The sequence below is a fragment of the Kitasatospora sp. NPDC059648 genome, from assembly GCF_042734825.1.
In the GTDB taxonomy this organism is placed as follows: domain Bacteria; phylum Actinomycetota; class Actinomycetes; order Streptomycetales; family Streptomycetaceae; genus Kitasatospora.
The window spans coordinates 1-25,402 of sequence record NZ_JBHWDU010000014.1; the positions used below are offsets into that span (position 1 = coordinate 1).

General features: G+C 72.3%; 24 protein-coding genes. 15 read left to right on the plus strand and 9 right to left on the minus strand.

What is annotated here, in order from left to right; genetic code table 11:
* Positions 1–127: 127 nt before the first annotated feature.
* Positions 128–1,540 carry a type I glutamate--ammonia ligase gene (glnA, locus tag ACFV1W_RS11475; protein WP_030282683.1) on the minus strand — a complete coding sequence of 471 codons (1,413 nt, stop codon included), beginning with the start codon at positions 1,538–1,540 and terminating at the stop codon, positions 128–130.
* Positions 1,541–1,867: 327 nt separating this feature from the next.
* Here glnA and ACFV1W_RS11480 point away from each other — a divergent pair, with 327 nt between their 5' ends.
* Positions 1,868–2,335, plus strand: coding sequence for an RDD family protein (locus tag ACFV1W_RS11480; RefSeq protein ID WP_380415345.1), 468 nt, complete (start codon positions 1,868–1,870; stop codon positions 2,333–2,335).
* Positions 2,336–2,435: 100 nt separating this feature from the next.
* Here ACFV1W_RS11480 and ACFV1W_RS11485 read toward each other — a convergent pair whose 3' ends face one another.
* From ACFV1W_RS11485 to ACFV1W_RS11515, 7 genes are all read right to left on the minus strand, one after another.
* Positions 2,436–3,134, minus strand: a complete 699-nt coding sequence (locus ACFV1W_RS11485) for a DUF4191 domain-containing protein (RefSeq protein WP_380415347.1) — start codon at positions 3,132–3,134, stop codon at positions 2,436–2,438.
* A gap of 100 nt (positions 3,135–3,234) precedes the next feature.
* Positions 3,235–3,444: a hypothetical protein gene (locus ACFV1W_RS11490; protein WP_380415349.1), complete on the minus strand. Its 210-nt coding sequence runs from the start codon at positions 3,442–3,444 to the stop codon at positions 3,235–3,237.
* A gap of 244 nt (positions 3,445–3,688) precedes the next feature.
* Positions 3,689–4,642: a lipoyl synthase gene (lipA, locus tag ACFV1W_RS11495; RefSeq protein WP_033348089.1), complete on the minus strand. Its 954-nt coding sequence runs from the start codon at positions 4,640–4,642 to the stop codon at positions 3,689–3,691.
* Between the two features lie 154 nt (positions 4,643–4,796).
* Positions 4,797–5,594, minus strand: a complete 798-nt coding sequence (gene lipB / locus ACFV1W_RS11500) for a lipoyl(octanoyl) transferase LipB (RefSeq protein ID WP_380415351.1) — start codon at positions 5,592–5,594, stop codon at positions 4,797–4,799.
* Positions 5,595–5,785: 191 nt separating this feature from the next.
* Positions 5,786–7,717 (minus strand): helix-turn-helix domain-containing protein, encoded by a 1,932-nt coding sequence (locus tag ACFV1W_RS11505; RefSeq protein WP_380415353.1) that lies wholly within the window; start codon positions 7,715–7,717, stop codon positions 5,786–5,788.
* A 130-nt stretch (positions 7,718–7,847) separates the two neighbouring features.
* Positions 7,848–9,221 carry an MFS transporter gene (locus ACFV1W_RS11510; protein ID WP_380415355.1) on the minus strand — a complete coding sequence of 458 codons (1,374 nt, stop codon included), beginning with the start codon at positions 9,219–9,221 and terminating at the stop codon, positions 7,848–7,850.
* A gap of 177 nt (positions 9,222–9,398) precedes the next feature.
* Positions 9,399–10,019, minus strand: coding sequence for a TetR/AcrR family transcriptional regulator (locus ACFV1W_RS11515; protein WP_380415357.1), 621 nt, complete (start codon positions 10,017–10,019; stop codon positions 9,399–9,401).
* Positions 10,020–10,484: 465 nt separating this feature from the next.
* On the opposite strand from ACFV1W_RS11515, the gene ACFV1W_RS11520 reads away from it, so the two are divergent.
* From ACFV1W_RS11520 to ACFV1W_RS11580, 13 genes are all read left to right on the plus strand, one after another.
* Positions 10,485–10,769, plus strand: coding sequence for an acyl carrier protein (locus ACFV1W_RS11520; RefSeq protein WP_380415359.1), 285 nt, complete (start codon positions 10,485–10,487; stop codon positions 10,767–10,769).
* Positions 10,759–12,015, plus strand: a complete 1,257-nt coding sequence (locus ACFV1W_RS11525) for a beta-ketoacyl-[acyl-carrier-protein] synthase family protein (protein WP_380415361.1) — start codon at positions 10,759–10,761, stop codon at positions 12,013–12,015. Before ACFV1W_RS11520 ends, ACFV1W_RS11525 begins: the two co-directional genes overlap by 11 nt.
* Positions 12,015–13,112, plus strand: coding sequence for a beta-ketoacyl synthase N-terminal-like domain-containing protein (locus ACFV1W_RS11530; protein ID WP_380415363.1), 1,098 nt, complete (start codon positions 12,015–12,017; stop codon positions 13,110–13,112). The genes ACFV1W_RS11525 and ACFV1W_RS11530 overlap by 1 nt, the downstream gene beginning before the upstream one ends.
* A complete protein-coding gene (locus tag ACFV1W_RS11535; RefSeq protein WP_380415365.1) occupies positions 13,109–14,635 on the plus strand; it encodes an FAD-dependent oxidoreductase in 1,527 nt (508 codons plus the stop codon). Before ACFV1W_RS11530 ends, ACFV1W_RS11535 begins: the two co-directional genes overlap by 4 nt.
* Positions 14,632–15,567, plus strand: coding sequence for an AfsA-related hotdog domain-containing protein (locus ACFV1W_RS11540; protein ID WP_380415366.1), 936 nt, complete (start codon positions 14,632–14,634; stop codon positions 15,565–15,567). Before ACFV1W_RS11535 ends, ACFV1W_RS11540 begins: the two co-directional genes overlap by 4 nt.
* Positions 15,564–16,235 (plus strand): HAD-IA family hydrolase, encoded by a 672-nt coding sequence (locus ACFV1W_RS11545; RefSeq protein ID WP_380415368.1) that lies wholly within the window; start codon positions 15,564–15,566, stop codon positions 16,233–16,235. Before ACFV1W_RS11540 ends, ACFV1W_RS11545 begins: the two co-directional genes overlap by 4 nt.
* On the plus strand, positions 16,232–16,942 hold the full coding sequence (fabG, locus tag ACFV1W_RS11550) for a 3-oxoacyl-ACP reductase FabG (protein WP_380415370.1): 711 nt from the start codon (positions 16,232–16,234) through the stop codon (positions 16,940–16,942). The genes ACFV1W_RS11545 and fabG overlap by 4 nt, the downstream gene beginning before the upstream one ends.
* 65 nt (positions 16,943–17,007) lie before the next feature.
* Positions 17,008–18,285 (plus strand): hypothetical protein, encoded by a 1,278-nt coding sequence (locus ACFV1W_RS11555; protein WP_380415372.1) that lies wholly within the window; start codon positions 17,008–17,010, stop codon positions 18,283–18,285.
* A 30-nt stretch (positions 18,286–18,315) separates the two neighbouring features.
* Positions 18,316–19,848 (plus strand): MFS transporter, encoded by a 1,533-nt coding sequence (locus tag ACFV1W_RS11560; protein ID WP_380415374.1) that lies wholly within the window; start codon positions 18,316–18,318, stop codon positions 19,846–19,848.
* Positions 19,845–20,225 carry a 3-hydroxyacyl-ACP dehydratase FabZ family protein gene (locus ACFV1W_RS11565; protein ID WP_380415376.1) on the plus strand — a complete coding sequence of 127 codons (381 nt, stop codon included), beginning with the start codon at positions 19,845–19,847 and terminating at the stop codon, positions 20,223–20,225. The genes ACFV1W_RS11560 and ACFV1W_RS11565 overlap by 4 nt, the downstream gene beginning before the upstream one ends.
* Entirely contained in the window at positions 20,222–20,689 is a 468-nt protein-coding gene (locus ACFV1W_RS11570; protein WP_380415378.1) for a 3-hydroxyacyl-ACP dehydratase FabZ family protein, read from the plus strand. The genes ACFV1W_RS11565 and ACFV1W_RS11570 overlap by 4 nt, the downstream gene beginning before the upstream one ends.
* Before the next feature lie 27 nt (positions 20,690–20,716).
* Entirely contained in the window at positions 20,717–21,664 is a 948-nt protein-coding gene (locus tag ACFV1W_RS11575; RefSeq protein WP_380415380.1) for an ACP S-malonyltransferase, read from the plus strand.
* Positions 21,664–22,062: a PPOX class F420-dependent oxidoreductase gene (locus ACFV1W_RS11580; RefSeq protein ID WP_380415382.1), complete on the plus strand. Its 399-nt coding sequence runs from the start codon at positions 21,664–21,666 to the stop codon at positions 22,060–22,062. Before ACFV1W_RS11575 ends, ACFV1W_RS11580 begins: the two co-directional genes overlap by 1 nt.
* Before the next feature lie 160 nt (positions 22,063–22,222).
* Here the strand turns inward: ACFV1W_RS11580 and ACFV1W_RS11585 are convergent, their stop codons facing one another.
* Positions 22,223–22,984 (minus strand): 3-hydroxybutyrate dehydrogenase, encoded by a 762-nt coding sequence (locus ACFV1W_RS11585; protein WP_380415384.1) that lies wholly within the window; start codon positions 22,982–22,984, stop codon positions 22,223–22,225.
* A gap of 309 nt (positions 22,985–23,293) precedes the next feature.
* Between ACFV1W_RS11585 and ACFV1W_RS11590 the strand changes: the two genes are divergently transcribed.
* Positions 23,294–25,234, plus strand: a complete 1,941-nt coding sequence (locus ACFV1W_RS11590; protein ID WP_380415386.1) for a regulator — start codon at positions 23,294–23,296, stop codon at positions 25,232–25,234.
* Positions 25,235–25,402 lie beyond the last annotated feature (168 nt).

The window sequence follows — 25,402 nt, forward strand, 5'->3', positions numbered from 1 at the left end:
CCCCAAGCAGGCCGACCCCACCCCCCAACCCCCCCCCCCCAACAACCCGTTTTCCGGCCCCGCCCCCGGGGCCCCCCCCGGGGGGCGGGCTTTGGGGGGGCCCCACGACTGCGACGGGCTGCGGCCTCTACAGGTCGTAGTAGAGCTCGAACTCGTGGGGGTGGGGGCGGAGGGCGATCGGGGCGATCTCGTTGGTGCGCTTGAAGTCGATCCAGGTCTCGATCAGGTCCGGGGTGAAGACGTTGCCGGCGAGGAGGTACTCGTGGTCGGCTTCGAGGGCCTCCAGGACGGCGGGGAGGGAGGAGGGCACCTGGGGGACGTTGGCGTGCTCCTCGGGAGCGAGCTCGTAGAGGTCCTTGTCGACGGGCTCCAGCGGCTCGATCTTGTTGCGGATGCCGTCGAGGCCGGCCATCAGCATGGCGGAGAAGGCCAGGTACGGGTTGGAGGACGGGTCCGGGGCGCGGAACTCGATGCGCTTGGCCTTGGCGTTGGAACCGGTGATCGGGATGCGGATGGCGGCCGAGCGGTTGCGCTGGGAGTAGACCAGGTTGACGGGCGCCTCGAAGCCCGGGACGAGGCGGTGGTAGGAGTTCACCGAGGGGTTGGTGAAGGCCAGCAGCGAGGGGGCGTGCCGGAGCAGGCCGCCGATGTAGTAGCGGGCGGTGTCGGAGAGGCCGGCGTAGCCCTGCTCGTCGTAGAAGAGGGGCGAGCCCTCGCTCCACAGCGACTGGTGGACGTGCATCCCGGAGCCGTTGTCGCCGAAGATCGGCTTGGGCATGAAGGTGGCCGTCTTGCCGTTGCGCCAGGCGACGTTCTTGATGATGTACTTGAACAGCATCAGGTCGTCGGCGGCGTGCAGCAGGGTGTTGAACTTGTAGTTGATCTCGGCCTGGCCGGCCGTGCCGACCTCGTGGTGCTGGCGCTCGACCTCCAGGCCGGACTTGGCCAGCTCCAGGGACATCTCGGCGCGCAGGTCGGCGAAGTGGTCGACCGGCGGGGTGGGGAAGTAGCCGCCCTTGTACTTGACCTTGTAGCCGCGCACGTCGCCCTCGGCGGCGCCGGAGTTCCAGGCGCCCGCCTCCGAGTCGATGTGGTAGAAGGACGCGTTGGCGCTGGTCTCGAACCGCGCCGAGTCGAAGACGTAGAACTCGGCCTCGGGCCCGAAGAAGGCGGTGTCGGCGATGCCGGAGGAGGCGAGGTAGGCCTCGGCCTTCTTGGCGACGTTGCGCGGGTCGCGGCTGTAGGCCTCGCCGGTGACCGGGTCCTGGATGAAGAAGTTGATGTTGAGGTGCTTCTCGGCCCGGAAGGGGTCGAGGCGGGCGGTGGCGAGGTCCGGCACCAGGGCCATGTCGGACTCGTGGATGGCCTGGAAGCCGCGGATCGACGAACCGTCGAACATCAGGGTCTCGGACGGATCGAAGGTCGCCGCAGGTACGGAGAAGTGCTGCATGACGCCCGGCAGGTCGCAGAAGCGGACGTCGACGAACTTCACGTCGTTGTCCTGAATGTACTGCTTCACTTCGGCGGCGTTGTTGAACATCCATCCTCCTCGGCGTGCGAATTGGGCTCACCCTAGGAATGGGTCGTTTCCAGCCGGTGACCCGCTCGTTTCCTAGATGTTAACCACGACCGCCGAACGGGCGGCAAAGACGTACGGGACGGGGCAAATCGCCCCGCCCGCCTGGGGGCCGTCGCGGAAGTGGTCTGGACCACTTGGTGAGTCCGGCGCGCGGGATTCACCCGGTCGTGGACGCGCCCCCGGCAGCCGCCGGGCGGCCCCGCACGGCCCCCGGCCGGTCCTCCGGTCGCGCCCCGCCGGGAGGGAGCCGGTGCCGGGGCGCGGCGTGAGCCCGGTTAGTGTGGATTCGTGGACACCAGAGAAGCGTTGGGATCGTGGATCGACGGCCCCAAGGCCGCCGCCGAGAAGATGGGCGCCGACTTCGGCCACCGCGGCGAACGCCTCGGGCTGCCCAAGGAGGGCCCCGGCTCGATCGCCGGCCCCGGCCGACGGATCGGCGCCCTGTTCGTGGACGGCTGGCTGGTCTCGCTGGTCTCGTTCGGCCTGCTCGCCAAGGGCGACCCGGCCGAGGCCAACCTGTGGACCCTCCCGCTGTTCTTCCTGGTCGCGGTGCTCCTGCTCTCCACCACCGGCACGACCCTCGGCAAGCGGCTGTTCGGCCTCCGGGTGGTCCGCCTGGACGGGCGCCGCGCGACCATCCCGCAGGTCCTGCTGCGCACCCTGCTGCTCTGCCTGGTGGTGCCGCCGCTGGTGTGGGACCGCGACACCCGCGGCCTGCACGACAAGGCGGTCGGCACCGTCGAGGTCCGGATCTAGCGCCGAACGGATCCGGCGGGCGTCACCCGCCGCACGACGTGGAACGGCCCCGCTCCGGAAGCTTCCGGAGCGGGGCCGTCGTCGTCAGGGGAGGGGAGGGTCAGCGGGCCTGGCCGCCCTTGGGCATCCGGGCGCCCTTGGGCATCGGGCCCTTGGGGATCGGCGCCTTGGAGAGCAGGTCGCCCAGCGCGCGCAGACGGTCGTTGGTCTCGGTGACCTGGGCGGCGGTGATCGAGCGGGGCAGGCGCATCAGGTGGATCTGGAGCTTCTTCAGCGGGATCTCGCCCTCGCCGTTGCCCACCACGATGTCGTGCACCGGCACGTCGCCGACCACACGGGCCATCTTCTTCTTCTCGGAGGCCAGCAGCTGACGCACCCGGTTCGGGTTGCCCTCGCCGATCAGCGCGATGCCGGCCCGGCCCACGGCACGGTAGACCGCGTCCTGGTTGCGGGTGACCGCGACCGGGGTGGAGCTGGAGCTCCAGCCGCGCCGGATGTTGTTCAGCACCGCGGCCACGGCACCCGGCTGCCCCTCCATCTGCCCGAACGCGGCGCGCTCGGCCCGGCGCCCGAAGACGATCGCCATGGCCAGGACGGCCACGATGAAGCCCAGGATGCCCAGGTAGATGGGGTGGTCGATCGCGAAGCCGATGGCGAGGAACACGCCGAAGGTCAGCAGGCCGACGCCGGCGATGATCAGGCCGATCTTGGTGTCGACCTTCTTGGTCATGGTGTACGCCAGGCGGATCTGCTTCAGTCGCCCGGGGTTCTCGGATGTTTCCCTCGCCATAACGCTCATGGTACGTGGCGCGGGTGCGGGATATCCAAGCCCGGGTACCCGTTCGCCCGAACCGTGACCCGTGCGCCCGTCCGCCGTCGCGCAGAGCGACGTCAGGGCCTCACTGCCGCACTGACCGTGCGCCCGTGCTCCCCGCCGGGTTCGAGGCCCCGAGCGCGCCGTGCCGGCGGTCGGCCGCGTACGCGCGGTTCTCGCACACCGCAGCCCAGGCGTTGCGGCGCGCGTGCCGCTGGCCGGGCGCCAGCAGGACACTCTCGGCGAACCGCAGCGCCGCCCCCACCGAGCGGATCCGCACCTGCATCATCTGCATCCCGAACAGCTCCTCTTGCGACCGTGGTGGCCGCCTGGCTGAGGCGCGGCCGAGGCGTGGCCGAGCCGTGGCTGAGAAGAATCGAACGCCTACTGCGCGTCCATCGTCCCCACCCCGTGTTACCAGCCCGTGACCAGCCAGTCAAAGCGTGGTGAAAGCCAGAAGGGCGGAGCCGCAGCTCCGCCCTTCCAATGGCCGACACGGCGCGAAACCGACCGACGGGTCGGCCTTCGAACTCCCGCCGTCAGACCGCGGCCTGCTCGCGCCGCTCCAGTGCCTGCCGGTACAGCCGGCCGGCCCGGTACGACGAGCGCACCAGCGGCCCCGACATGACACCCGCGAAGCCCAGCTCCTCGGCCTCCTCCTGGAGCTCGACGAACTCCTGCGGCTTCACCCAGCGCTCGACCGGGTGGTGGCGCAGCGAGGGCCGCAGGTACTGGGTGATGGTGATCAGCTCGCAGCCGGCCCCGACCAGGTCGGCCAGCGCCTGGCTGATCTCCTCGCGGGTCTCGCCCATGCCCAGGATCAGGTTGGACTTGGTGACCAGCCCGGCCGCGCGGGCCTGGGTGATGACGTCCAGCGAGCGCTCGTAGCGGAAGGCCGGGCGGATCCGCTTGAAGATGCGCGGGACGGTCTCGACGTTGTGCGCGAGCACCTCGGGACGGGAGGAGAAGACCTCGGCAAGCTGCTCGGGCACCGCGTTGAAGTCGGGGATGAGCAGCTCGACGCCGGTGCGGCCGCCGGCGCGCTCGGCGGTCATCGCGTGCACCTGGCGCACGGTCTCGGCGTACAGCCAGGCGCCGCCGTCCTCCAGGTCGTCGCGTGCGACGCCGGTGATGGTGGCGTAGTTGAGGTCCATGGTGACGATGGACTCGGCGACCCGGCGCGGTTCGTCGCGGTCGAACTCGGCGGGCTTGCCGGTGTCGATCTGGCAGAAGTCGCAGCGGCGGGTGCACTGGTCGCCGCCGATGAGGAAGGTCGCCTCGCGGTCCTCCCAGCACTCGAAGATGTTGGGACAGCCGGCCTCCTGGCAGACCGTGTGCAGTCCCTCCTTCTTCACCAGCGACTGGAGGGCGTTGTACTCCGGGCCCATCTTCGCGCGGGTCTTGATCCACTCGGGCTTCCGCTCGATGGGGGTCTCGCTGTTGCGGACCTCCAGGCGGAGCAGCTTCCTGCCGTCGGGCGCGACAGCGGACACGTGCGACTCCTAGAACTAGACGGGGTACCCCCAGGGTACGCCTGTGGTTGTACGGCCTTCGCCGGGCCTGTCGCCCGGCAATCGCAGGGCAACGCGGCTACCGGCCGGTAGATTCCCAGTGATTCCCGTCGAGCGGGAAGGATTGCGGCGGGTTTCAGCGGCTGAGCGCCGGCTCCGGCAGCTCGGCCAGGACGTCCCTGAGGTGGCGCTCGACCGAGGGCAGTGCCTCGCTCACCGGGACGTCGCGCCCCAGCTCACCGGCCAGCGAGGCGACGCCCGCGTCCCGGATGCCGCAGGGCACGATCTTGTCGAAGTACGTCATGTCCGGGTCGCAGTTGATCGCGAAGCCGTGCATGGTCACCCCGCGGGCGACCCGTACGCCGATCGCCGCGAGCTTGCGGTCGCCGCCGCGCTGCCCGGCGTTGGAGGGAGCGTACTCGGGCCCGGCCAGCCGCGGGTCGATGCCCAGTGGCAGGCCCAGCCGCAGAGTCAGCTTGCCGATGTCCACCACCTCGGCCGGGTCCACCACGGCGTCCGGGATGTTCTCGCCGAGCACCCAGACCCCGCTGCGGCCCTCGACCCGGGTGGTCTCGATGCCGAAGTCGGCGGCGGCGCGGATCAGCGCCTCCTCCAGCCGGCGGACGTAGGCGATCACGTCGATCGGGTCGGGCAGCTTGATGATCGGGTAGCCGACCAGCTGGCCGGGGCCGTGCCAGGTGATCTCGCCGCCCCGGTTGACCTCGACCACCGGGGTGCCGTCCAGCGGAAGGTCGGCCGGGTTGGTGCGCTTGCCCATGGTGTAGACGGGCGGGTGCTCCAGCAGCAGCACGGTGTCCGGGATCTCGTCCGCGACCCGCAGCGCGTGCAGGCGCTGCTGCTCCTCCCACGCCTCCTCGTACGGGACGAGGCGCTCGCCCGTGCCCAAGCGAACGAAACGCACCTTCTCGCTCATGCGCCCACCTCGCTTCGCTCGGCGGTCGCTCCGCGAAACGCGCCCCGGCCGATTGTTCGCTCGCTCCGCTCGTTCACCGCTGCCGCTCCTTGCCAGGCGTTCGAGACCAACCTGGCCACTGTACGCCCACGGCCGTGTCCCCCATTCAGCCGCACCCGAGCCCGTTCAGCCGCCCCGTTCAGCCGCCCCGCTCAGCCCGGCCGCTCCCCGGCGAGCAGCTGCAGGCGCAGGGCCAGCTGGAGCTCCAGCGACCGCTCCGGCTGGTTCCAGTCCCGCCCGAGCAGTGCCTCGACCCGGTCCAGCCGCTGCACCACGGTGTTCACGTGGACGTGCAGCTCGTCCTTGGCCCGGGTGAGGCTGCCGCCGCAGTCGAAGTAGGCGCGCAGGGTGCGCACTAGCTCGGTGCCGCGCCGGGCGTCGTAGGCCAGCAGCGGGCCGAGCGCGGAGCCGACGAAGCCGTCCACGTCGTGGCCGTCGCCGAGCAGCACCCCGAGGAAGCCGAGCGCCCGGGCCGAGGCGCCCTCCCCGGCGCGGCCGAGCACCCGCAGGGCGCGCACGCAGCGCAGGCCCTCGCCGTACGAGGCGGCCAGCGCGACGGGGCCGGCGACGGGGTGGCCGGCCCCGACGGTGACCGGGAAGCCCGCCAGCCGGGCCAGCCGTTCGGCGGCGCGCCGGGCGGTCGACCCGGCGTCCTGCTCCGGTTCGTCGGCGTCGCCCGGTCCGACGGGCACCAGCAGCACCACCGCCTCGCCGTGCTCGGCGCTGACGCCGCGGGAGCCGAACAGGTACCGCCGGGCCGCGCCCGCCAGCCGCCCCCGGTCGTCTCCGTCGCGGTCGGCGGGTTCCGCGACCAGCACCAGGTGCGGCCGGGCGAGGTCGACGCCGAGCCGACGGCCGCGCGCGGTGAGCCCGGCCGGGTCGCGTTCGGGGGCGGTGAGCAGGTCGGTGAGCAGTTCGCCGCGGACCCGGTTCTCGGTCTCCGCGACCGATCGGCGCAGCAGCAGGAGCAGCGCGGTCACCACGCCGGCCCGCTCGAACAGCCGCCGGTCGGCGTCGTCGAGGCCGGGTCGGCCGCGCAGCACCAGGGTGCCCAGGGTGTCGTGCCCGGCCAGCACCGCGCACACCCACAGCTCGCCGTGCCGTACGGAGCGGCCCTCGGCCCGGGAGGCGGCCACCGCCCTGGCCAGTTCGGCGGCGGGGGCGGGCCGCCCGGCCAGCGGTTCGCCCTCGGCGTCCAGGACGGCTATCTCCCCGTCCAGCAGGTGGGCGACGGCGGCGGCCACGTCCGGCACCTCGGCGCCGCGCAGCACCAGGTCGGTGAGCCGGTCGTGTGCCTGCTCGGCGCGCTGGACGGCGGCGGAGTGGGCCCGGACCAGCTCGTTGGCGGTGTTGAGCTCGGCGAGCGCGGCCCGGGTGTCGGCCAGTGACTTGGCGGTGTCCAGGGCGATCGCGGCGTGCGCGGCCAGGGTGCAGAGCAGCGCGACCTCGTCGGGGGAGAAGGCGCGCGGGGAGCGGTCGGCGGCGAACAGGACGCCGATGACCTGCCCGCCGAGCAGCAGCGGCACCCCGATGATCGCCACCAGGCCCTCGTCCAGCACCCCGGCGTCGATCGTGCCGGTGTGGTGGAAGCGCTCGTCGGTGCGGTAGTCGGGGGTCGCGTACGGGCGGGCGGTCTGGGCGACCAGCCCGCCCAGGCCGTCGCCGAGGCTGAGCCGCAGGGTCTGGAACAGGACGGAGACCGAGCCGTCGGTGACGCGCATGTAGGTGTCGCCAGCGGCCTCGTCCGGCAGGGTCAGGTACGCGGTGTCGGTGCCGAGCAGCATCCGGGCCCGGCGGACGATCGCCTGCAGCACGGTGTCCAGGTCCCGGGAGGCGGCGAGGTCCCCGGCGGTGTCGAACAGGGCCGTCAACTCGGCCTCGCGGCGCCGGTGTTGGCGCAGGGTCCGGTGCACCCGCAGGGCCTGCCAGGTGGCGTCGTCGATCTCGGCGAGGACGCCGGCCGACGCCCCGCGACGGCGGGCGTCGGCCAGCACCTCGGCGAAGTCCTCGGTGGCGGCGCCGGAGGCGAGCAGGTCGAGCAGCCGTCGCAGTGCGGGCGCGGCGCTCTCGTCGGGCTGGTTCATGGCGCGTGGTTCATGGTGCGGGCCGCCAATCGGCGTCGGTTCCGTCGGTGCCGAGAAGTCGCTCCCGGGAGGCCGCTCCTCGGATCGGAGGCGTCGCTTCCGGGAAATCGCGATGCTATCGGCTCGACCGTCAGGTGACAGCAGGCTTTCCGACCGTGCCGCCGTCCGCCGGCAGGCCCTCCGCCGACCGTTCCTCGACCTCCGCGAGGTCCTGCCCCCTGGTCTCCCGCCCGCACAGCACCGCCAGCACCGTGAGGGCCGCCGCGGCGGCCACGTACACCGAGATCGGCGTGGCGCTGCCGTAGTCCTTGAGTAGGGCGGTCGCGATCAGCGGCGCGGGTGCGCCGGCCGCCACCGAGGCGAACTGGGCGCCGATCGAGGCCCCCGAGTAGCGCATCCGGGTCGCGAACAGCTCGGAGAAGAAGGCCGCCTGCGGCGCGTACATCGCGCTGTGGAACACCAGCCCGACGGTCACCGCCAGCACCAGCGTCCCGAAGGACCCGGTGTCGACCATCCCGAAGAACACGAACGCCCACACCCCGACCCCGGCCGCGCCGACCAGGTACACCGGCTTGCGCCCGACCCGGTCCGAGAGCGCCCCGAACAGCGGGATCAGCGCGAACTGGACGGCGGAGGCGATGAGTACGGCGTTCAGGGCGCTCTGCTTGTCGAAGTGCGCGTGGGTGACGGCATAGGTCAGCACGAAGGTCGTCATCACGTAGTACGAGATGTTCTCCGCCATCCGCGCGCCCATGGCCACCAGCACCTCCCGCCAGTGGTGCCGCAACACCCCCACCAGCGGCGGCTTCTGCTCCGCTCTGCCCTGCCGCGCCGCCAACGCCCGCTGGAACAGCGGGGATTCGTCCACCGCCAGCCGGATCCACATCCCGACCCCGACCAGCACCGCCGACAGCAGGAACGGCACCCGCCACCCCCACGCCAGGAACGCGCTCTCGGACTGCACCGACGTCATCAGCGACAGCACGCCCGCCGCCAGCAGGTTCCCGGCCGGCGCCCCGCCCTGCGGCCAGGAGGCCCAGAACCCCCGCCGCCGCTGGTCCCCGTGCTCCGACACCAGCAGCACCGCGCCGCCCCACTCGCCGCCGAGCGCGAAGCCCTGCACCAGGCGCAGCGCCGTCAGCAGCACCGGCGCCGCCACCCCGACCGAGTCGTACGTGGGCAGCAGCCCGATCGCGGTGGTCGACCCGCCCATCAGCAGCAGGCTCACCACCAGCAGCTTCTTCCGTCCGACCCGGTCCCCGAAGTGCCCGAACACCAGGGCCCCGATCGGCCGCGCGGCGAAGCCGATCGCATAGGTCAGGAACGACAGCAGCGTCCCGGTCAGCGGATCGGAGTTGGGGAAGAACAGCTTCCCGAAGACGAGGGCCGCAGCCGTTCCGTACAAGAAGTAGTCGTACCACTCAATGGTCGTACCGATCAGGCTCGCAGCCACCACTCGTGGGAGTGAGCCGCTCACCGCCGAACCACGTGCAGAGCCCTCCATGGCCACCGCTCCTCCCAGAACCGGACGGGGACGACGTCGCCACAAGGTAGGAACCCCGCGCCCCCCGGGACTATGTGGTTGACCCACGTAGCCCATGGGGTGGATGTAGCCGTCCACCCCATGACCACCCCAGCTACTGGTCGGCCCTGCCCGGTCCGGATCGGTCCGTGAGGGGGATCAGGCCGACTGCGGGTCGGCCCCGAGGTGCTTCACCAGGTCGAACGCCTCCCGCCTGATCGCCGCCAGTGAGTCGATGGTGCGGTCGCCGGCCTCGCGCCAGCGACTCTGGGCGATGCGCCACGAGGCCAGGAAGACCCCGACCCGCATGTGGGTCACCAGGCTGTCCTGGGCGCCGTTCGCGACGACCCTGCCGAGGATGGTGAGCTCCATCTCGACGCAGTGGTCGAAGCTGTGCTTGGCCAGCGTCATGCTCCCGGCGGCGAGGTCGAGGGACGCGGCGAAGTCGTCGGCCCACTGTTCGCCCGCGGTCGACAGCACGTGTTCGAGCGGGTCGTTGAGGTCCGCCATGGTCGAGGCCTCGGGGGACAGCTCCTCCAGGTACCGGTCCCACAGCTCGACTTCGGGGGCCAGGAACACCCCCTGCTTCTCCGGGAAGTACCGGAAGAAGGTGCTGGTGCCCACGCGGGCGTGGCGGCAGATCTGCGCGACGGTGGTCGCGTCGTAGCCGAAGGTGGCGCCGAGTTCGCGCGCCGAGCGGAGGATCTGCTCCTTGACCTCGGCCTTCTTGATGTCGCGTAGCGACTCCGGCTGGTGCTTCTGAGGGGATTTGCTCGTCATAAGCGGAAGGTAGCAGCACCCGCATGGGTTTGACCCCCACTAGGCAGCGATTACCTTCTGGGTGTATAACCCTTGTGGGAGTCACCCCCACATGGGGCTGACCGTCGCTACGGGGGTGAGCGAAGACGTGGGTAGCAACCGCAGGTGGGCGTCAGCGGCTGATGGCGCGGGCGGAGTCGTGCCCGCGGGAACCGATCGCCGCCGGACCGGGGCGGATCGAGCCCCTGACAGCCGGCCCGGTCGGCCGCACCGCGCATAGGCGCGAGGAGGTCCTCCGTCCAGCACGGGGACCCCGCCGGAAATCGGTGTCCAGGGGCAATCCCCTTCCGGGTCGACGGTGATACCGGAAGCCGGGCCTGACGGACCGTGAAGAGGCCGTCCGTCGAGGCCGGAACGACGCCCCACCAAACCTTGAGCGGCATTGCCGGTTGTTTCGGCTGCCCATATCCAGTCATGGAGGCGCAAGTGGAAACCAAGCTCAGCGACGAGACGATCAAGCAGGTCACTCTGGAGATCGTCGTCGACGAACTCGAACTCGATGTCGAGCCCGACGAGGTCGACCTGACCGCGAACCTGATCGACGACTACGAGGCGGACTCGCTCGGCCTGATCCAGGTCCTCGCGAGGGTGAACAAGGAACTGGCGATCCGCCTGCCCCGGGAAGAGGTCGGGGAGCTGCGCACCGTGGACGAGATCATCCGGCGGATCATCCAGCTGCGTGCCGCCGAGGAGGCCGTCAATGAAGGCTAGGACTCGTCGGGTGGTCGTCACCGGAATCGGCTGCGTCAGCAGCATCGGCACCGGCGTCGAGAGTTTCACCGAAGGAATCAAGAACGGCCGGAGCGGGATCTCGGAGATCCGCTCCTTCGACAGCAGTGACTTCAGCAGCCACCTGGGCGGCGAAGTGCACGACTTCGTACCGGAATCGATCGTCCGCACGATCGACCCGGACGAGTGGGGCCGGACCGCGCAGATCGCGGCGGCCGCGGCGCGGCTGGCCGCGCAGGACTCGGGCATCGAGTTGACCGAGGAGCTGCGGCTGGCGACCGGGGCGATCATCGGGACGACTAACGGGGAGGCCCCCACGGTCGACACCCTGACCGGCCACTGGCTGGACCACGGCCCCGGCCTCATGGACGCCGGCCTGGTCAGCCAGTTACCCGCCGGCAACATAGCCGCCGCCGTCTCGGTCGAACTCGGCCTCCACGGCGAGACGATGACGATTCCCACGGCCTGTTCGGCGGCCAACTACGCCATCGGCAGCGCCGGCGACAAGATCGCTTCGGGCGAGGCGGACGTCATGTTCGCGGGCGGCGCCGACAGCGTCAACCGCTTCACCCATGCGGGGTTCCTCAGCCTCGGCGCCATCGCCGACGGGGTGGGAAGGCCGTTCGACCGCAACCGGACCGGCATCGTCACGGCCGAGGGCGGTGCGGTGCTCATGCTGGAGGAACTGGAGCACGCCACCAACCGCGGCGCCCACATCTACGCCGAACTCCTCGGGTACGGGCTGTCCTGCGACGCGCACCACATCGTGCACCCGGACGCGGACAGCATCGCGGACTGCATCCGGAAGGCCCACGCGCACTCCGGGATCGATGCGGGCAGCGTCGACTACATCTCCGCCCACGGCACGGGCACGCCGACCAACGACGTCACCGAAGTCACCGCGACGCGCAGCGTCTTCGGTGACGCGCACCCGCCGATGAGCTCCATCAAGTCGATGCTGGGGCACACCATGGGCGCGGCGAGCGGATTCGGTGCCATCGCCTGCTGCAAGGCGATCGAGGATTCCTTCCTGCCGCCGACGATCAACCTCACCGAGGTCGATCCCGAGCTCGGACCCGGCATCGACTTCGTCGCCGGGAAGGCGCGGAGCGCGGACGTGAAGGTCGCCCAGAACCACGGTTTCGCCTTCGGCGGGAACAACGCGATCACGATATTCGGCGCCGTCACGGATCGCCCCGTGGCCGCCGCGACGGGGGAGTCGGTGTGATGAGCCGGACCAGTGCACCTCGGATCACCGACATCTCCGTCCTGTCCGTCGCCGGCCTCGGCATGGACGCGCTGCGGGAGCGCCTGAACGCGCCCGCGGCCGAGGGACTGCCGCAGAACCCGCCGCCGGAGGCGGACGCCGGTGACTACGTCGGGATTCCCGGCCGCGTCTCGGCCGTTCCCTCCTTCGAGATCACCGACTTCGTGCCCAAGAAGGGCACGAAGAACATCGACCGCACCACCGCTCTCGGACTGGCGGTCAGCGCCAGGCTCAAGGGCTCGCTGACCGAGCGGGCCGGAATCACCGACGACTCCTGGCTCTCCACCGGGGTCGCGATGGGCAGCATGGTGGGCAGCCTCCGCAGCAGCATCGAACTGGACTCCCGGGTGATCGAGGGGGCCGGCATCGACCTGGTCAACCCGGCCCAGTTCCCCAACACCACGATGAACTGCTGCGCGAGCCAGATCGCGATCTGGCACCGGTTCAGCGGCCCCAACTCCACCCTGGCCAACGGCAACCTCAGCGCCGTCTCGGCACTGCAGTACGCGGCGCGGCTGATCAGCCGCGGCCACGGGCAGCGGATGCTGGTGGGCGGGGTGGAGGAGCTGTCCCCGCACACGGCCTGGGGCATCCGGTCGAAGAAGATCGTGCACGAGACCGTGCCGGTCAGCGAGGCCGCCGCGGTGTTCGCACTGGAGCCCGAGGGGCTCAGCGAGGCTCCCGCGCTGGCGACCGTACCGGCGTGCGCGGTGGGCTTCGCCCCCGATCGCTCGGCCGCCGGGTACAGCGACGCCCTGCGCCGGGTGGTCACCGGAGTGCTCCGGCAGGCCGGGGTGGAGGGCACCGCCGTCGACCTCGTCCTGCCCGGTTCGGAGGGGACGGTGCTGGCCGCGGCCGAGCAGGCCGCACTGGCCGGGTTCACCGCCGGGCGGGTGGACGTGCGCGAGGCGCTCGGTGAGTGCGGCAGCGCCACCGGGGCCCTCCAGGTCGCGGCCGCCCTGGCGGTCGGACGGCCCGGCGACACGGCGCTGATCACGGGGATCGACATCTCCGGCGCCGTCGGTGCGGCCGTCCTGCGGATCGGGGCCGGGACATGAGCCCGCGGATCCTGATCGTGGGCGCCGGCCCGGTCGGTCTGTCCGCGGCGGTCTCCCTGCGCCTCCAGGGGCTGCCGGTGACCGTGGTCGACAAGGCCGCCGCCCCGCACACCCACCCGAAGGCCGTGGTGCTGTGGCCCCGCGCGCTGGAGAGCTTCGAACGCCTGGGCGTCGCCGAGCGGTTGGTGGCCGAGGGCCACCGACTCACCGGCCAGCACTACCACTCCAACGGCACCCGCGTCGCCAGCATGACCTTCCGCAGGCTGCGGCACACCAAGTACCCGTACGCACTGGCCATCCCGCAGCACACCACCGAGCGAGTCCTGCGGGATCGCCTGTCCGAGCTCGGCGGCTCGATCCGCACCCACACCGAACTGACCGCGCTGCGGCAGGACGCGGACACGGTGACCACGACGCTGACCGACCTCGACACCGGTGCCGCGCAGGAGGAGACGTACGACTGGGTGATCGGGGCGGACGGGGTCCACAGCTCCGTCCGCTCGGCGATCGGCGTCGAGTTCGTGGGCCAGACCTACGAACAGACCTTCCTCCTCTCGGACGGTCCCTGCGACACCGAGCTCTCCACCGACTCCGCGCACTACTTCATGACCGACACCGGTGTGCTCGTCATGGTGCCGCTCCCGAACGAGCAGTGGCGCGCCTTCATCAGCGCCCCCCGCGAGATCCCGGAGGGCGAGGCGCTGGTCGACACGGTGGCGCGCGTGGTGGACCAGCGGTCGCCAGTCCCGGTCCGGTTCCTCGACGGTCACGTGGCCGGCCGGTTCCGGATCCACCGCAAGGCCGCCGAACACGTCTGGCGGGACAGGGTGTTCCTGGTCGGGGACGCCGCCCACGCGCACAGCCCGGCGGGCGGGCAGGGGATCAACACCGGCGTGGAGGACGCGACCGGCCTCGCGTGGCGCCTCGGCGCGATCTGCCGGAACCCGCGGTCCGCGGCGGAGTCCGGCCGGGTCTTCACCCAGTGGGCGGACGAACGCCACCAGGTCGTCGAGAACGTCCTGCGCGACACCGACCTCCAGACCCGGCTGTGGGGCGTGCGCGGGCTGCGCCGCCGCCTGCGGGACGCGGTGCTGTACGGCGCCGAGCGCACCGGACTGCTCGACCGCGTGGTCATCCCCCGCCAGACCCAGATCGCCCAGCGGTTCAACCCGGGCCCCGGGCAGGGCCGTCCGAAGGCCGTCGGCGTGCTCCGCAGCCACGCCAGGCTGCCGAACGTCGCGATTCCCACGGACACCGCCGGCGGGACGCGCCTGCACGACCTCCTGTCGTTGACCGAGCCGATCGCCATCGAGTTCGACCCCGCGGGTACGGCGGGCCGCCACAGCAAGGTCCGGCAGTCGGTCGCCCAGCGGGCCGGGCTCGACGTCGTGTCACTGACCGGCCCGGCCCTGCGGTCCGCCCTGGGCATCAGCCGGCGCGTCACCTGCGTCGTGCGCCCGGACGGGATCGTGGCCGAAATCGCACCGGAGACCGCTCGCGACAGGGGGGACAGCACCCGATGACCACGGCCGTCAACCGCATCACCCAGGAGCTGGTGCACCGCGCGAACCCGCGGGAGATCCTGGTCTCCCCGCCGAGCTGGGGCGCCGAACACCGGTACCGCACCACGACGGTCACCACCGACATCAGCTCCTACTACCTGGACCACCACGGTCGGCACAGGCTCGACCTGCTGCTGATGACCGAGGCGTGCAGACAAGCGGCGATCAGCGCGGCGCACCGCTTCGAGGGCGTTCCGCTCGGGGTCGCGGCGTTCTTCAACTCCATCGACATCCGGCTGGGCAACGTCGACACCCTGGTGAACTCCACCAAGGAGCTGGTGATCACCACCTCCATGGAGCAGATGAGGCTGCGCGCCGACGGCTCGCCGAAGCAGATCGTCTACTCGCAGGAGGCCGTCGTCAGCGGCTCGAACGAGCCCGTGCTGAACTCGCGGATGGCCGTCCAGGGGGTGCCCAAGGGGCGGTACGCGGACCTGCGCGCCTACCAGCGCAACGGTTCCGCGGCACCGACCACCGCGACGATGCGGGCCGCCTTCCGGCGCCACCGGGACATCGCCGAGCCCGCCCGGGTCGGCCGGACGCAGACGGCCAACGTCGTGCTGGCCGCGCTGGAGCGGACCGCCGACGGGGCCACCGCGCTGCTCGACGCGGACCTGGCCAACACCAGCCTGTTCGACCACGACTACGACCACTACCCCGCGATGGTGCTCATCGAGGCGGGCCGCCAGCTCGCCCTGGCGTGCACCGACCGTCCGGTGGACTGGATCATCAGCGGCTGCCGTGCGGAGTTCCCCGGGTTCGCCGAACTCGACACCCGGACCACTGTCGGCGCCCGCAGGTCCGGCAACCACGTCGAGGTCAGCTGCCGGCAGGACGACCGCGTCGTCACCGGGATGTGGTTCGAGCTGACGTCGATGGCGAGGCGGTCATGACCCGGATCGCGATCTGGAGCGACTTCCGCGGCGTCCTCACCCCCCCACTGGCCGAGGGGGTGCGACGGTTCTGCGAGGGCACGGACTTCACCCCCGCGCAGATCACCCAGTGCCTGCGCGCGATCGGCGAGCGCCACGGCTGCCCGGACGGAATGGCGGTGCTCGACTCCGGCGTCCTCGACGAGCGCCGCTGGACCGGGGAGATCGAGCGCGAGCTGCTCAGCCGCTTCGACGTCTCCGCCGACCTGTCCGACTTCGCCACCCGGTGGTGGAGCGACCGGCGGCTCGACGAGGACTGGGTGGCGGCCCTGCGGAAGTGGCGGGCGGCCGGCGCCTTCGTCGGGCTGATGTCCAACCTGCCGGTCGAGTGGCGGGGGCACCTGGCCGCCTTCCCCGCCGTCGCGGACGGCTTCGACGACGTCGTGCTGTCCTGCGACGTCGGCACGCGCAAACCCGAAACCCGGATATTCCGTCTCGCCGAGGCCCGTTCGGGCCTGGCCCCCCGGTTCAACGTCCTGGTCGACGACCTGCCGGGCAACGTCGCAGGCGCCCAGCGGGCGGGCTGGGGCGGCGTGCTCTCCGGCGGGGACGCGACCACATCCGCGATCGCGCTCATCGACTCGATGATCAGCGGTTCCGCGGCGATCTGTGAAGGAGTGTCGCGATGAGCTCGCGATCGGCATTTGTCACCGGGGCCAACCGGGGCATCGGTGAGGCCATCGCCAGGGACCTGGCCGAGCGCGGGTACCGCGTGGTCGGCACCTACCGCAGCAGCCGCCCCGAGGTGGACGGCGTCTCGTTCGTCCACTGCGACGTCCGCGACCCCGAGTCGGTGGCCTCGGCGGTCCGCGAGGCCCGGGAGGTGCTCGGCGAGATCGACATCGTCGTCAGCAGCGCGGGCATCACCCAGGACGGGCTGCTGATCACCCAGAACGCCGACGACGTGGCCGGCGTGCTGGACACCAACCTCACGGGCGCCTTCAACGTCGTCCGCGAGGCCGTGTCCGACATGATGTCGAACAAGTGGGGCCGGATCGTGTTCGTCTCCTCGGTCATGGGCCTGTGGGGCTCGCCGGGGCAGACCAGCTACTCCGCCTCCAAGAGTGGGCTGATCGGCCTGACCCGCTCCCTCGCCTGGGAACTGGGGCGGGCGCGCATCACGGCCAACGCCGTCCTGCCCGGCCTCATCGAGACCGAGATGATCGCCGGTCTGACGGACCGCCGGCGCGACCAGGTGGTCTCCCAGACCCCGCTGCGCCGCACCGGAACACCCGAGGAAGTGGCCGCTCTGGTCGGCTTCCTGGTCTCCGACGAGGCCGGGTTCATCACCGGGGCCTCGATCCCCATCGGGGGCGGCATCGGGATGGGCGTGTGACCCGCCCGCCCGCCCCGCCCGCGGCAACCGAAGACGCGAAGAACCACCGAAAGGAATCCCCAGTCATGGACGCAGCCCTGACCACCTCGTTCCGCCCCTGGCGCGAGGAGTACGTGACCCTCCCCGTGTCGAAGGGGGCCGGCACGGACGCCTCGATCGGCCTCCTGAAGATCGGCAACCCGCACGCCTCCACGGTCGTGCTGTTCCTCGGCGGCAAGGAGGGCACGGCCGCCGGCTTCACCGCCCTGGGCCGCAGTGTCGCCGCGGTCGCGCCCGACCTGCAGTTCTGGGCCATGGACCGGCGCGAGGTGTTCCTCGCCGATACCTCCCGGGCCGAGGCGCCCCTGGACCAGGCCGTGGCCTACTACCTCGACGGCGGCTACCGGCGCCCGGACGCGGCCCGGTTCGGCGAGTACGCCGAGTGGGGGCTGCAGGTCCTGGTCGACGACATCCGGGTGGCGGTCGCCGCGGCCGCCGAGGGCGGGCGCAAGGTCCTGCTCGCGGGGCACTCCGTGGGTTCCGCCGAGGCCGTGCACTACGCGACCTGGGACTTCGACGGAGTCGGCGGCCACCGGAGCATCGACGGCCTGATCCTGGTCGACGGCGGTGCGCTCAACGCCTTCCGCGGCGCCGGCATGGAGTTCGGCATCGACCTCGCCACCGCACAGGGCTGGCTGGCCGGCATCCGCTCGGGCGGCGTGTTCGAGACCGACACCTCGACGTCGGCCACCCTCGGCTTCGACGGCCCGCCGGAGACCGCCGCGCTGTTCTACAAGCTGGCGGCCCGGGCGGTGCTGGAGCAGCCCACCGCCGTCTCGCCGCTGGCCGCCCGCCTGCCGGAGCGGTACCCCGTGCCGGCCTCGGCCACCAACCACGAGGTCTTCGCCGCCCTGGTCAACCTGGGCAACGCCAAGCCGGGCTACGGCGTGACGGCCGGGCGCTTCGAGGGCGGCGCCTGGGTGCAGGACGGCCCGACCCGGCTCGGTGTCGTCGCCCACGCCCACGCGCTCGGCGCGGGCGGGTTCCAGTGGCACACGCTGAACCGCACCCTGCTCGACCTGATCGCCGCGGACCCGCTGCGGCCGAACGAGATCACCGAGCTGCTCGGCCTGCGCGGCCTGCACGCCGAGGAGATCGACGTCCCGGTACTGGCCTACGCCTCCGCGTTCACCAACGGCTCCTCGCTGGAGGCCGCGAAGGAACTCGCCCAGATGTCGGCCATCAGCCGTCTCGACCTCGTCGAGGACAAGGCCCTGAGCCACCACGACGTCCTCTTCGCCGACCTGCCCGCCAACTCCCTCGTGCGTGCCATCGCCTCGTTCGCGGGCTCGCTCGCCGCGTAGGCCAAGACCTCACAGACAGGAAGTCCAACAGTGACCAGCACGGAGTCCGTCATCCACACGGGCACCGCCGACACCCGCGAACGCCGCACACCGTCCTGGTCGGTGCTCGCGGTGGCCGCGGTGGCAGTCGTGATCGTGCCCCTCGGAGTCAGCGGCACGCCGCTCCTGCTACCGGGGATCGGCACCGACCTGGGCGGTGGCCTGGCCCCGCTCCAATGGGTGGTCAACGCCTACAACGTGGCCGCGGCGAGCACCATGCTCGCCACCGGCGTGCTCGCCGACCAGTACGGCAGGCGCCGGGTCTTCCGCCTCGGCGCCGGGATGTACCTGGTCTCCCTGCTGGTCACCGTCCTGGCCCAGAGCACCCTGGTGATCGACGTGGCCAGGGCCGCCGCCGGGATCGGGGCCGGCGCCATCGTGACGTCGATGACCGCCATCGTGGCCAACGCGTTCGACGGCCCGGCCCGGGCCAAGGCCTTCGGGCTGGTCGGTGTGGTGATCGGCGCCGGGCTCGCGCTCGGGCCGACCATCAGCGGCTTCATCGCACAACTCCTGAACTGGCGCGCGGTGTTCGGGTTCCACGCGCTGATCGTGGCGGCGGGACTGCTCGGTTCCCTGGTGCTGACCGAGTCCCGCAGCAAGGGCGGCAACCGCTTCGACTTCCTCGGGGCGGGCCTGTTCACCGCCGCGCTGCTGCTGCTCACGATCGGCACGATCGAGGGCCCGCAGTCGGGGTGGGCGGACGTGCGCACCATCGCCCTGTTCGCGGGCGCGGTGCTGACCTTCGTCCTGTTCGTCCTCCACGAGCGGCGCACGAGCAACCCGATGTTCGAGCTGGGCCTCTTCGCCGACCGCCAGTTCCTCACGGTGAACCTGGTCAACATCGAGTTCGCGTTCGGCTTCATCGGCCTGCTCCTGCTGCTCCCCGCCTTCCTGTTCAGCGTGAGCGGGCTGGGCAACGGGGCGGCCGGCCTGCGGATCCTGCTGCTGACCGTGCCCATCTTCCTGGTGCCGATGGTGTCCGGCCGGCTGAGCGCCGCGGGCGTGCCGCTGCGGCTGATCCTGGTCGGCGGCCTCACCTTGATCGGCCTCGGCGCGTTCGGGCTGACCTTCGTCGAGGGCGACAGCGCGCTGTGGGCGCTGGCGGTCCCGCTGGCCGTCACCGGCGCCGGGGTCGGGGTGCTCAACGGCGTCATGGACGGCGCGGCGGTCGGCTCCGTGCCGAACACCTCGGCGGGCATGGCGGCGGGGATGTTCAACACCATCCGGCTCGCCGCGGAGTCCCTCGCCTCCGTGGTCGTCGTCGCCCTGGTCGCGTCGTTCGTCAACACCCGGCTCGCGGACGCGTCCCTGCCCTCGGACCTGAACGCCGCCAAGGCGGCGGACGAGTTGGCCGCGGGCGACGTCAAGCAGCTCTTCGCGCAGCACCCGGACCAGGTCCCCACCCTCGCCTCGGCGCACGCCTCGGCGTTCCACCAGGTGATGTGGATCTCGGTGGTGCTCGCCGCGCTGTCGGTGGTGGCCGTGCTGGTGCTACTGCGCCGCCAGGACGGCAAGAGGTGACCGCCGCACGGCAGTTGCCGCTGTCCGCGGTGGACGCGGTCGAGGTGCGGGAGGGCGGGTTCCTCGGGCGCAAGCGAGTGCGCGCCGACGACCCCTACCTGGCCGGGCACTTCCCGTCGCTGACGGTCTACCCCGGAGTGTTCCTGATCGAGGGCGTGCAGCAGATGCTCGAACTCCACCTGGACGGCGCACCCGGGGGAATCGAACTGCTCTCCGTCGAGTCGGCCCGGTTCAGCCTGCCGGTCCTGGCGGGGGAGGAGGTGCTGTTCGACACGCGGGTCACCGGAGAGCGCCCGCTGCTGTCGACCGCGACGACCTGCACCGTCGACGGCCGACGGTGTGCCCGGATCGCCGCGACCTGGAGGTGCACGTCATGACCGAGTACCCGGACCCGGCCGACCTGCTGCCGTACGGGCACCCGGCGCTCCACGTCGACCGGATCCTCGCCCACGCGCCGGGCGAGCTGACCGCCGTCAAGGCCGTGTCCCAGCACGAACTCGGCGGTCACGCCGGATCGGCCCGACCGGCCCGGCTCCCCTCGACCCTGGTGCTGGAGTCCTTCCTCCAGGCGTGCGGGCTGCTGGCCGTGCTCGACGCCGAGGAGGGTTCGCGAGACCGGCTGCTGGTGTTCGGGTCGGCCCGCAACCTCCGCTTCGAGGGATCGGTCCGGGCGGGCGAACTCCTCGTGCACTCGGTCCGGCTGCTCGACGCGCACGAGGACACCGCGGTGTTCTCCGGGGTCTCCCGCACCGGTGACGGGCAGCCCGTGCTCACCGTGGAGCGCGCGATCACCCTGAGCCGGCCCCCGGACTCCCTCGCCGCGGCAAGCAGCGCCGACTGACCTGCCGTCCAACGAAAGTGAGGCACCATGTACGACCACGTGATCACCGTGCCGGGTCAGGGGGCGCACCGGCCGGGGATGCTCGACTCCTGGTCGGCGTCGGCACCGTACGCCCGGGAGCTGCTCGCCGAGTGGTCCGAGTCCGCCGGGCTCGACCTGCTGGAGGCCGGCCGTGACGCCGCCGCGATGGCCGACACCGCCGTCGCGCAGCCGCTGATCACGGCGGCGGCGCTGCTGTCGCTGGAGCGGCTGCGGGCCCGGCTGGACGTGGACCCCGCCCGGGTGCTCTACGCCGGGCACTCCGTCGGCGAGCTGGCCGCGGCCGCCGGTGCGGGCTACCTCTCCCCGGGGGCGGCGGTCGCCCTCGCCCGGGAACGCGGGAAGGCCATGTCGGCGGCGTGTGGGACGGCCCCGACCGGCATGGCGGCGTGCATGCCGTCCAAGCGGGACGGCGCGGCGGACGAGGCGATCGTCGACGCGATCCGGGCCGGGGGACTGTCCGTGGCCAACTGGAACGGCAGCCACCAGTTCGTGGCGGCCGGTCCCTCGGCCGCGGTCGAGGCCTTCGGTGCGAACCCGCCGTCCGGCGTGCGGGTGGTCCGGCTGGAGGTGGCTGGGGCCTTCCACACCGAGGCGATGGCTCCGGCCCTGGAGCCGTTCGCCCGCGCCGTCGCCCGGGCGCCGTGGCGGGCGCCGGACTCGGCGATGCTGGGCAACGGTGACGGCGCACTCGTCGCCGGACCGGGCGACCTCCGGCAGCGGCTGGTCGCACAGCTCACCTCGGCCGTCCGGTGGGACCTCTGCGCGGAGTCCATCGCCCGGCACTCCTCGGCACGGACGCTGCACGTCGAGCTGGCGCCCGCGGGGCCGTTGACGAAGCTGGCCGAGCGGGCCCGCCCCTGGATGCGGACGGTGGCCCTGCGTTCGGCGGAGGATCTGGAGGCCGTACCCGCTCTCGCCGGCAGCGGCGCCTGATGGCCCGGCAGGTGGTGCCGGCCGGCCACGAGGACCTGCTGACCCGGCCGCTCTTCTGCCATCTGGGCACCCTCCGGGCGGACGGCGCCCCGCAGGTCAACCCGATGTGGTTCCTGTGGGAGGACGGCGAGTTGTCGTTCAGCACGTCCACCACCCGGGTCAAGTACGCCAACGTCCGGCGGGACGACCGGGTCTCCGTGTCGGTCAACGACCCGGAGCAGCCGTACCGCTACCTGGAGGTCCGGGGCCGGGTGCACCGGATCGTGCCGGACACCGGGGGCGAGTTCTTCCGGCGCCTGGCCGCCCGGTACGGCCGTGAGCTCGACGGGCAGCTTCCTCCGGACGTCCTCACCCGGGTCCGCCTGGTCGTCCGGCCGGAGGCGGCCCGCTACCAGTGACTCCGGGGACCCGGAGGCCGTAGGGCGACTGATCGACCGCATCTGGCGGTGCACCGGCGGTGATCTCCGCGGACGAGGTGTCCGGGAGGTCACCGCCGCTTGCGTCCGGTCGTGCCGAGTTCGTCCGCGGTCTCCCGGCGCGCGGTCCCGGCGCGCCGTCTCAGTGCGCCGTCCAGCCACCGTCGATGGGGAGGCTGGCGCCGGTGATGTAGGCGGCGGGCGGGGTACAGAGCCAGAGGGCGAGTTGGGCGACCTCCTCGGGTTCGATGAGGCGCTTGACCGCGGTGCGGTCGAGCATGACCCGTTCCACGACCTCGTCCTTGGGGATGCCGTGCGCCAGGGCCTGGGCGGTGATCTGCTTCTCCACCAGGGGGGTTCGGACGTAGCCCGGGTTGAGGCAGTTGCTGGTGACGCCGTAGGGGGCGCCCTCCAGGGCCACGGTCTTGCTGAGGCCCTCCAGGGCGTGCTTGGCGGTGACGTACGCGGACTTGAAGGCGCTGGCGCGCAGGCCGTGAACGGAGGAGACGTTGACGATCCGGCCCCACTCCCGCTCGTACATGTGCGGGAGCGTGCGGCGCAGGATGCGGAACGGGGCCTCGACCATGACGCGTTGGATGAGGGTGAAGCGGTCGGCGGGGAACTCGTGCACGGGCGCGACGTGTTGGAGGCCGGCGTTGTTGACCACGATGTCGGCGTCGGCCGGCAGGGCGTCCACGGCCTCGGGATCGGCGAGGTCCGCGACGACCGCGTGCCCGCCGATCCGGTCCGCGAGCTCCCGGGCCGGGCCGGCCGCGAGGTCGACGACGTAGACCCGGGCGCCTGCCCCGGCGAAGGCTTCGGCGCAGGCCCGGCCGATGCCCGAGGCGGCCCCGGTGACCAGGGCCGTGCGGCCGTCGAGCGGGCGGGCAGTAGAGGTGTCCATGGCCGAGAACGGTAGGAATCCGACGGCGCGGCTCCCATGTGGCGGACCGACACAGCAAGCGCGCTGGCCATGGCGTCAACCACTATGAGCGTCGATCGACGGTTCGACCCCGGACGGCCAAACCCATCCTGACCTCGCTTCCCCACAATGGGCGCGGTTGCTTCACCCGTTCGGAGGATTGCTCGGTCAGATCCACCCATAGCGCCCGAATGCTCGCTACATTCACGCCGATTCCCGACAGGGGGCGCCGCCCGGGCGAGCCGAACTGCTGGTGGAGCCCGGTGCGACGTCCGAGAGGTGTTGACTGACATGCCCCAACGGCCTGCAACCGACAGCCCGGCGTACGGACCGCTCGACCCGCTCGGCCAGCGCCGAGGCCCGGTCGGCCGGGGCCTTCCGGACGCCCCCGACGCCCTGACCGCCGACACGCTGACCGGCGACACGCTGACCGGCGACACGCTGACCGGCGACACGCTGGCCGCCGACACGCTGGCCGCCGACGCCCCGACCGCCGACGAGCTGCGGCTGCCCGCGCAGGCCACACCCGCCCGGCACGAAGCCACCGCCGCCCCCGCGACCACCAGCGGCCACGGCAGCCACACCGGCCACTCCGGCCCGACGCCGCAGAACGGCCAGCTCGCCGCCCTGATCGAGGAGGCCGGCTTCTCGCACGCCGGCCTGGCCCGCCGGGTCGACCAGCTCGGCCTGGAGCACGGCCTCGACCTGCGCTACGACAAGACCTCGGTCACCCGCTGGCTGCGCGGACAGCAGCCCCGCGGCGCCACCCCGGCGCTGATCGCCGAGGTCTTCACCCGCCGCCTCGGCCGCCGCCTCACCGCCCAGGACCTCGGCCTGGACGCCTGCGCCCCGGTCTACGCGGGCCTGGAGTTCGCCGAGACCCCGCAGGAGGCGGTGGACATCGTGGCGAGCATGTGGCGCAAGGACAACGGTCCGCAGTCGGAGCTGCGCCGGATCGCCTTCACCCCGGCCGGCCTGGTCGTCCCCAGCCGGGACTGGCTGATCGGCCGCACCGACGAGCGGGTCGCCCGGGACGGCTCCACCCTGGGCCGCCCGGACGCCGCCGGTCCGCCCGGCACCACTCCCGGGGCCCCGGCACCCACCGCCCCGGGCGCACCCACCGCCCCGGGTGCGCCCGGCGCACCGGTCCTGGGCCCGGCGCGCCCCCAGCCCGGCAGCGCCCCGGGCACCCCCGGCGCCCGCAGCACCGCCGGAACCACCGGCACCGCCGCCACCATCGGCCGGGTGCCCACCCAGAGCCGCCGCCCGCCCACCGCCGTCGAACCGCCGTACCCCGACCCGACCCGCGAGGCCCGCCCCGCCCTGCGGGTCGGCCGCGGGGACATCGCCGCCATCCGCGCCGTCGGCGACCTCTTCCGCGCGCTCGACCACGCCTACGGCGGCGGCCACGCCCGCCAGGCGCTCGTCCGCTACCTGGAGAGCGAGGCCGAGCCGATGCTGCGCGGCCGCTACGGCGAGCAGATCGGCCGGGCCCTGTTCGGCGCCGTCGCCGACCTGACCAGGCTGGCCGGCTGGACGTCCTTCGACATCGCCGCTCACGGCCTCGCCCAGCGCTACTTCGTCCAGGCGCTTCGTCTCTCCCAGGCGGCCGGGGACCGCGCGCTCGGCGGCTACGTCCTGGTGACGATGAGCCAGCAGGCCGTCCACCTGGGCCACGGCCGGGAGGCCGTCCAGCTCGCCCGGGTCGCCCAGCAGGGGGTCGGCACCGCCGTCCCGCCGGTGGTCCAGTCGCTGATGCACGCCGCCGAGGCGCGCGGGCACGGCCTGCTGGGTGACGTCCGCTCCTGCACCACGGCGCTGGTACGGGCCGAGCGCTCGCTCGCGGCCTCCCGTACGGGCGACGAACTGCCTTCCTGGGCGCGGTACTTCGACGAGGCCCAGCTCTCCGACGAGTTCGCCCACTGCTACCGCGACCTCCAGCAGTGGCGCACCTCCGCGCAGCACGCCGAGAAGTCGCTGCGGCTGCGCTCGCCCGCCTACGCGCGCAGCCGGATCTTCTGCCGGCTGGTGCTGGCCACCGCCCGGCTCGGCATGGGGGACCTCGACGAGGCCTGCACCATGGCCACCGACGCGCTGCGGGCGGCGGGGGAGATGCGTTCGGCCCGCTCGCTGGAGTACGTCCGGGACTTCCACCGCCGCCTCACCCCGTACCGGGGCAGCCAGGTGGCCCGCGCCTTCGAGGAGACGGCCCGCCAAGCGGGGGTGATCTGAACCGCGCACCCCGCCGGAACCACCCGAAGACGACCGGGCCGGGAGCTCACCGGCTCTCTGTCCGGAGCCGTGGAGCCCGGGGCCCCGGCACGGCACGGCACGCCGTCGGTCCGTCACCCCGGCGGACCGCTCGCGCGTCGGCACGGGCCGGAGCACCTCCCGGCGGAC

Coding starts and splice junctions, on each gene's coding strand:
- glnA (WP_030282683.1), bottom strand. CDS start 1,540: ATGTTCAACAACGCCGCCGAAGTGAAGCAGTACATTCAGGACAACGAC.
- ACFV1W_RS11485 (WP_380415347.1), bottom strand. CDS start 3,134: ATGAGCGTTATGGCGAGGGAAACATCCGAGAACCCCGGGCGACTGAAG.
- ACFV1W_RS11490 (WP_380415349.1), bottom strand. CDS start 3,444: ATGCAGATGATGCAGGTGCGGATCCGCTCGGTGGGGGCGGCGCTGCGG.
- lipB (WP_380415351.1), bottom strand. CDS start 5,594: ATGAGCGAGAAGGTGCGTTTCGTTCGCTTGGGCACGGGCGAGCGCCTC.
- ACFV1W_RS11505 (WP_380415353.1), bottom strand. CDS start 7,717: ATGAACCAGCCCGACGAGAGCGCCGCGCCCGCACTGCGACGGCTGCTC.
- ACFV1W_RS11510 (WP_380415355.1), bottom strand. CDS start 9,221: ATGGAGGGCTCTGCACGTGGTTCGGCGGTGAGCGGCTCACTCCCACGA.
- ACFV1W_RS11515 (WP_380415357.1), bottom strand. CDS start 10,019: ATGACGAGCAAATCCCCTCAGAAGCACCAGCCGGAGTCGCTACGCGAC.
- ACFV1W_RS11525 (WP_380415361.1), top strand. CDS start 10,759: ATGAAGGCTAGGACTCGTCGGGTGGTCGTCACCGGAATCGGCTGCGTC.
- ACFV1W_RS11530 (WP_380415363.1), top strand. CDS start 12,015: ATGAGCCGGACCAGTGCACCTCGGATCACCGACATCTCCGTCCTGTCC.
- ACFV1W_RS11535 (WP_380415365.1), top strand. CDS start 13,109: ATGAGCCCGCGGATCCTGATCGTGGGCGCCGGCCCGGTCGGTCTGTCC.
- ACFV1W_RS11540 (WP_380415366.1), top strand. CDS start 14,632: ATGACCACGGCCGTCAACCGCATCACCCAGGAGCTGGTGCACCGCGCG.
- ACFV1W_RS11545 (WP_380415368.1), top strand. CDS start 15,564: ATGACCCGGATCGCGATCTGGAGCGACTTCCGCGGCGTCCTCACCCCC.
- fabG (WP_380415370.1), top strand. CDS start 16,232: ATGAGCTCGCGATCGGCATTTGTCACCGGGGCCAACCGGGGCATCGGT.
- ACFV1W_RS11555 (WP_380415372.1), top strand. CDS start 17,008: ATGGACGCAGCCCTGACCACCTCGTTCCGCCCCTGGCGCGAGGAGTAC.
- ACFV1W_RS11570 (WP_380415378.1), top strand. CDS start 20,222: ATGACCGAGTACCCGGACCCGGCCGACCTGCTGCCGTACGGGCACCCG.
- ACFV1W_RS11575 (WP_380415380.1), top strand. CDS start 20,717: ATGTACGACCACGTGATCACCGTGCCGGGTCAGGGGGCGCACCGGCCG.
- ACFV1W_RS11580 (WP_380415382.1), top strand. CDS start 21,664: ATGGCCCGGCAGGTGGTGCCGGCCGGCCACGAGGACCTGCTGACCCGG.
- ACFV1W_RS11585 (WP_380415384.1), bottom strand. CDS start 22,984: ATGGACACCTCTACTGCCCGCCCGCTCGACGGCCGCACGGCCCTGGTC.
- ACFV1W_RS11590 (WP_380415386.1), top strand. CDS start 23,294: ATGCCCCAACGGCCTGCAACCGACAGCCCGGCGTACGGACCGCTCGAC.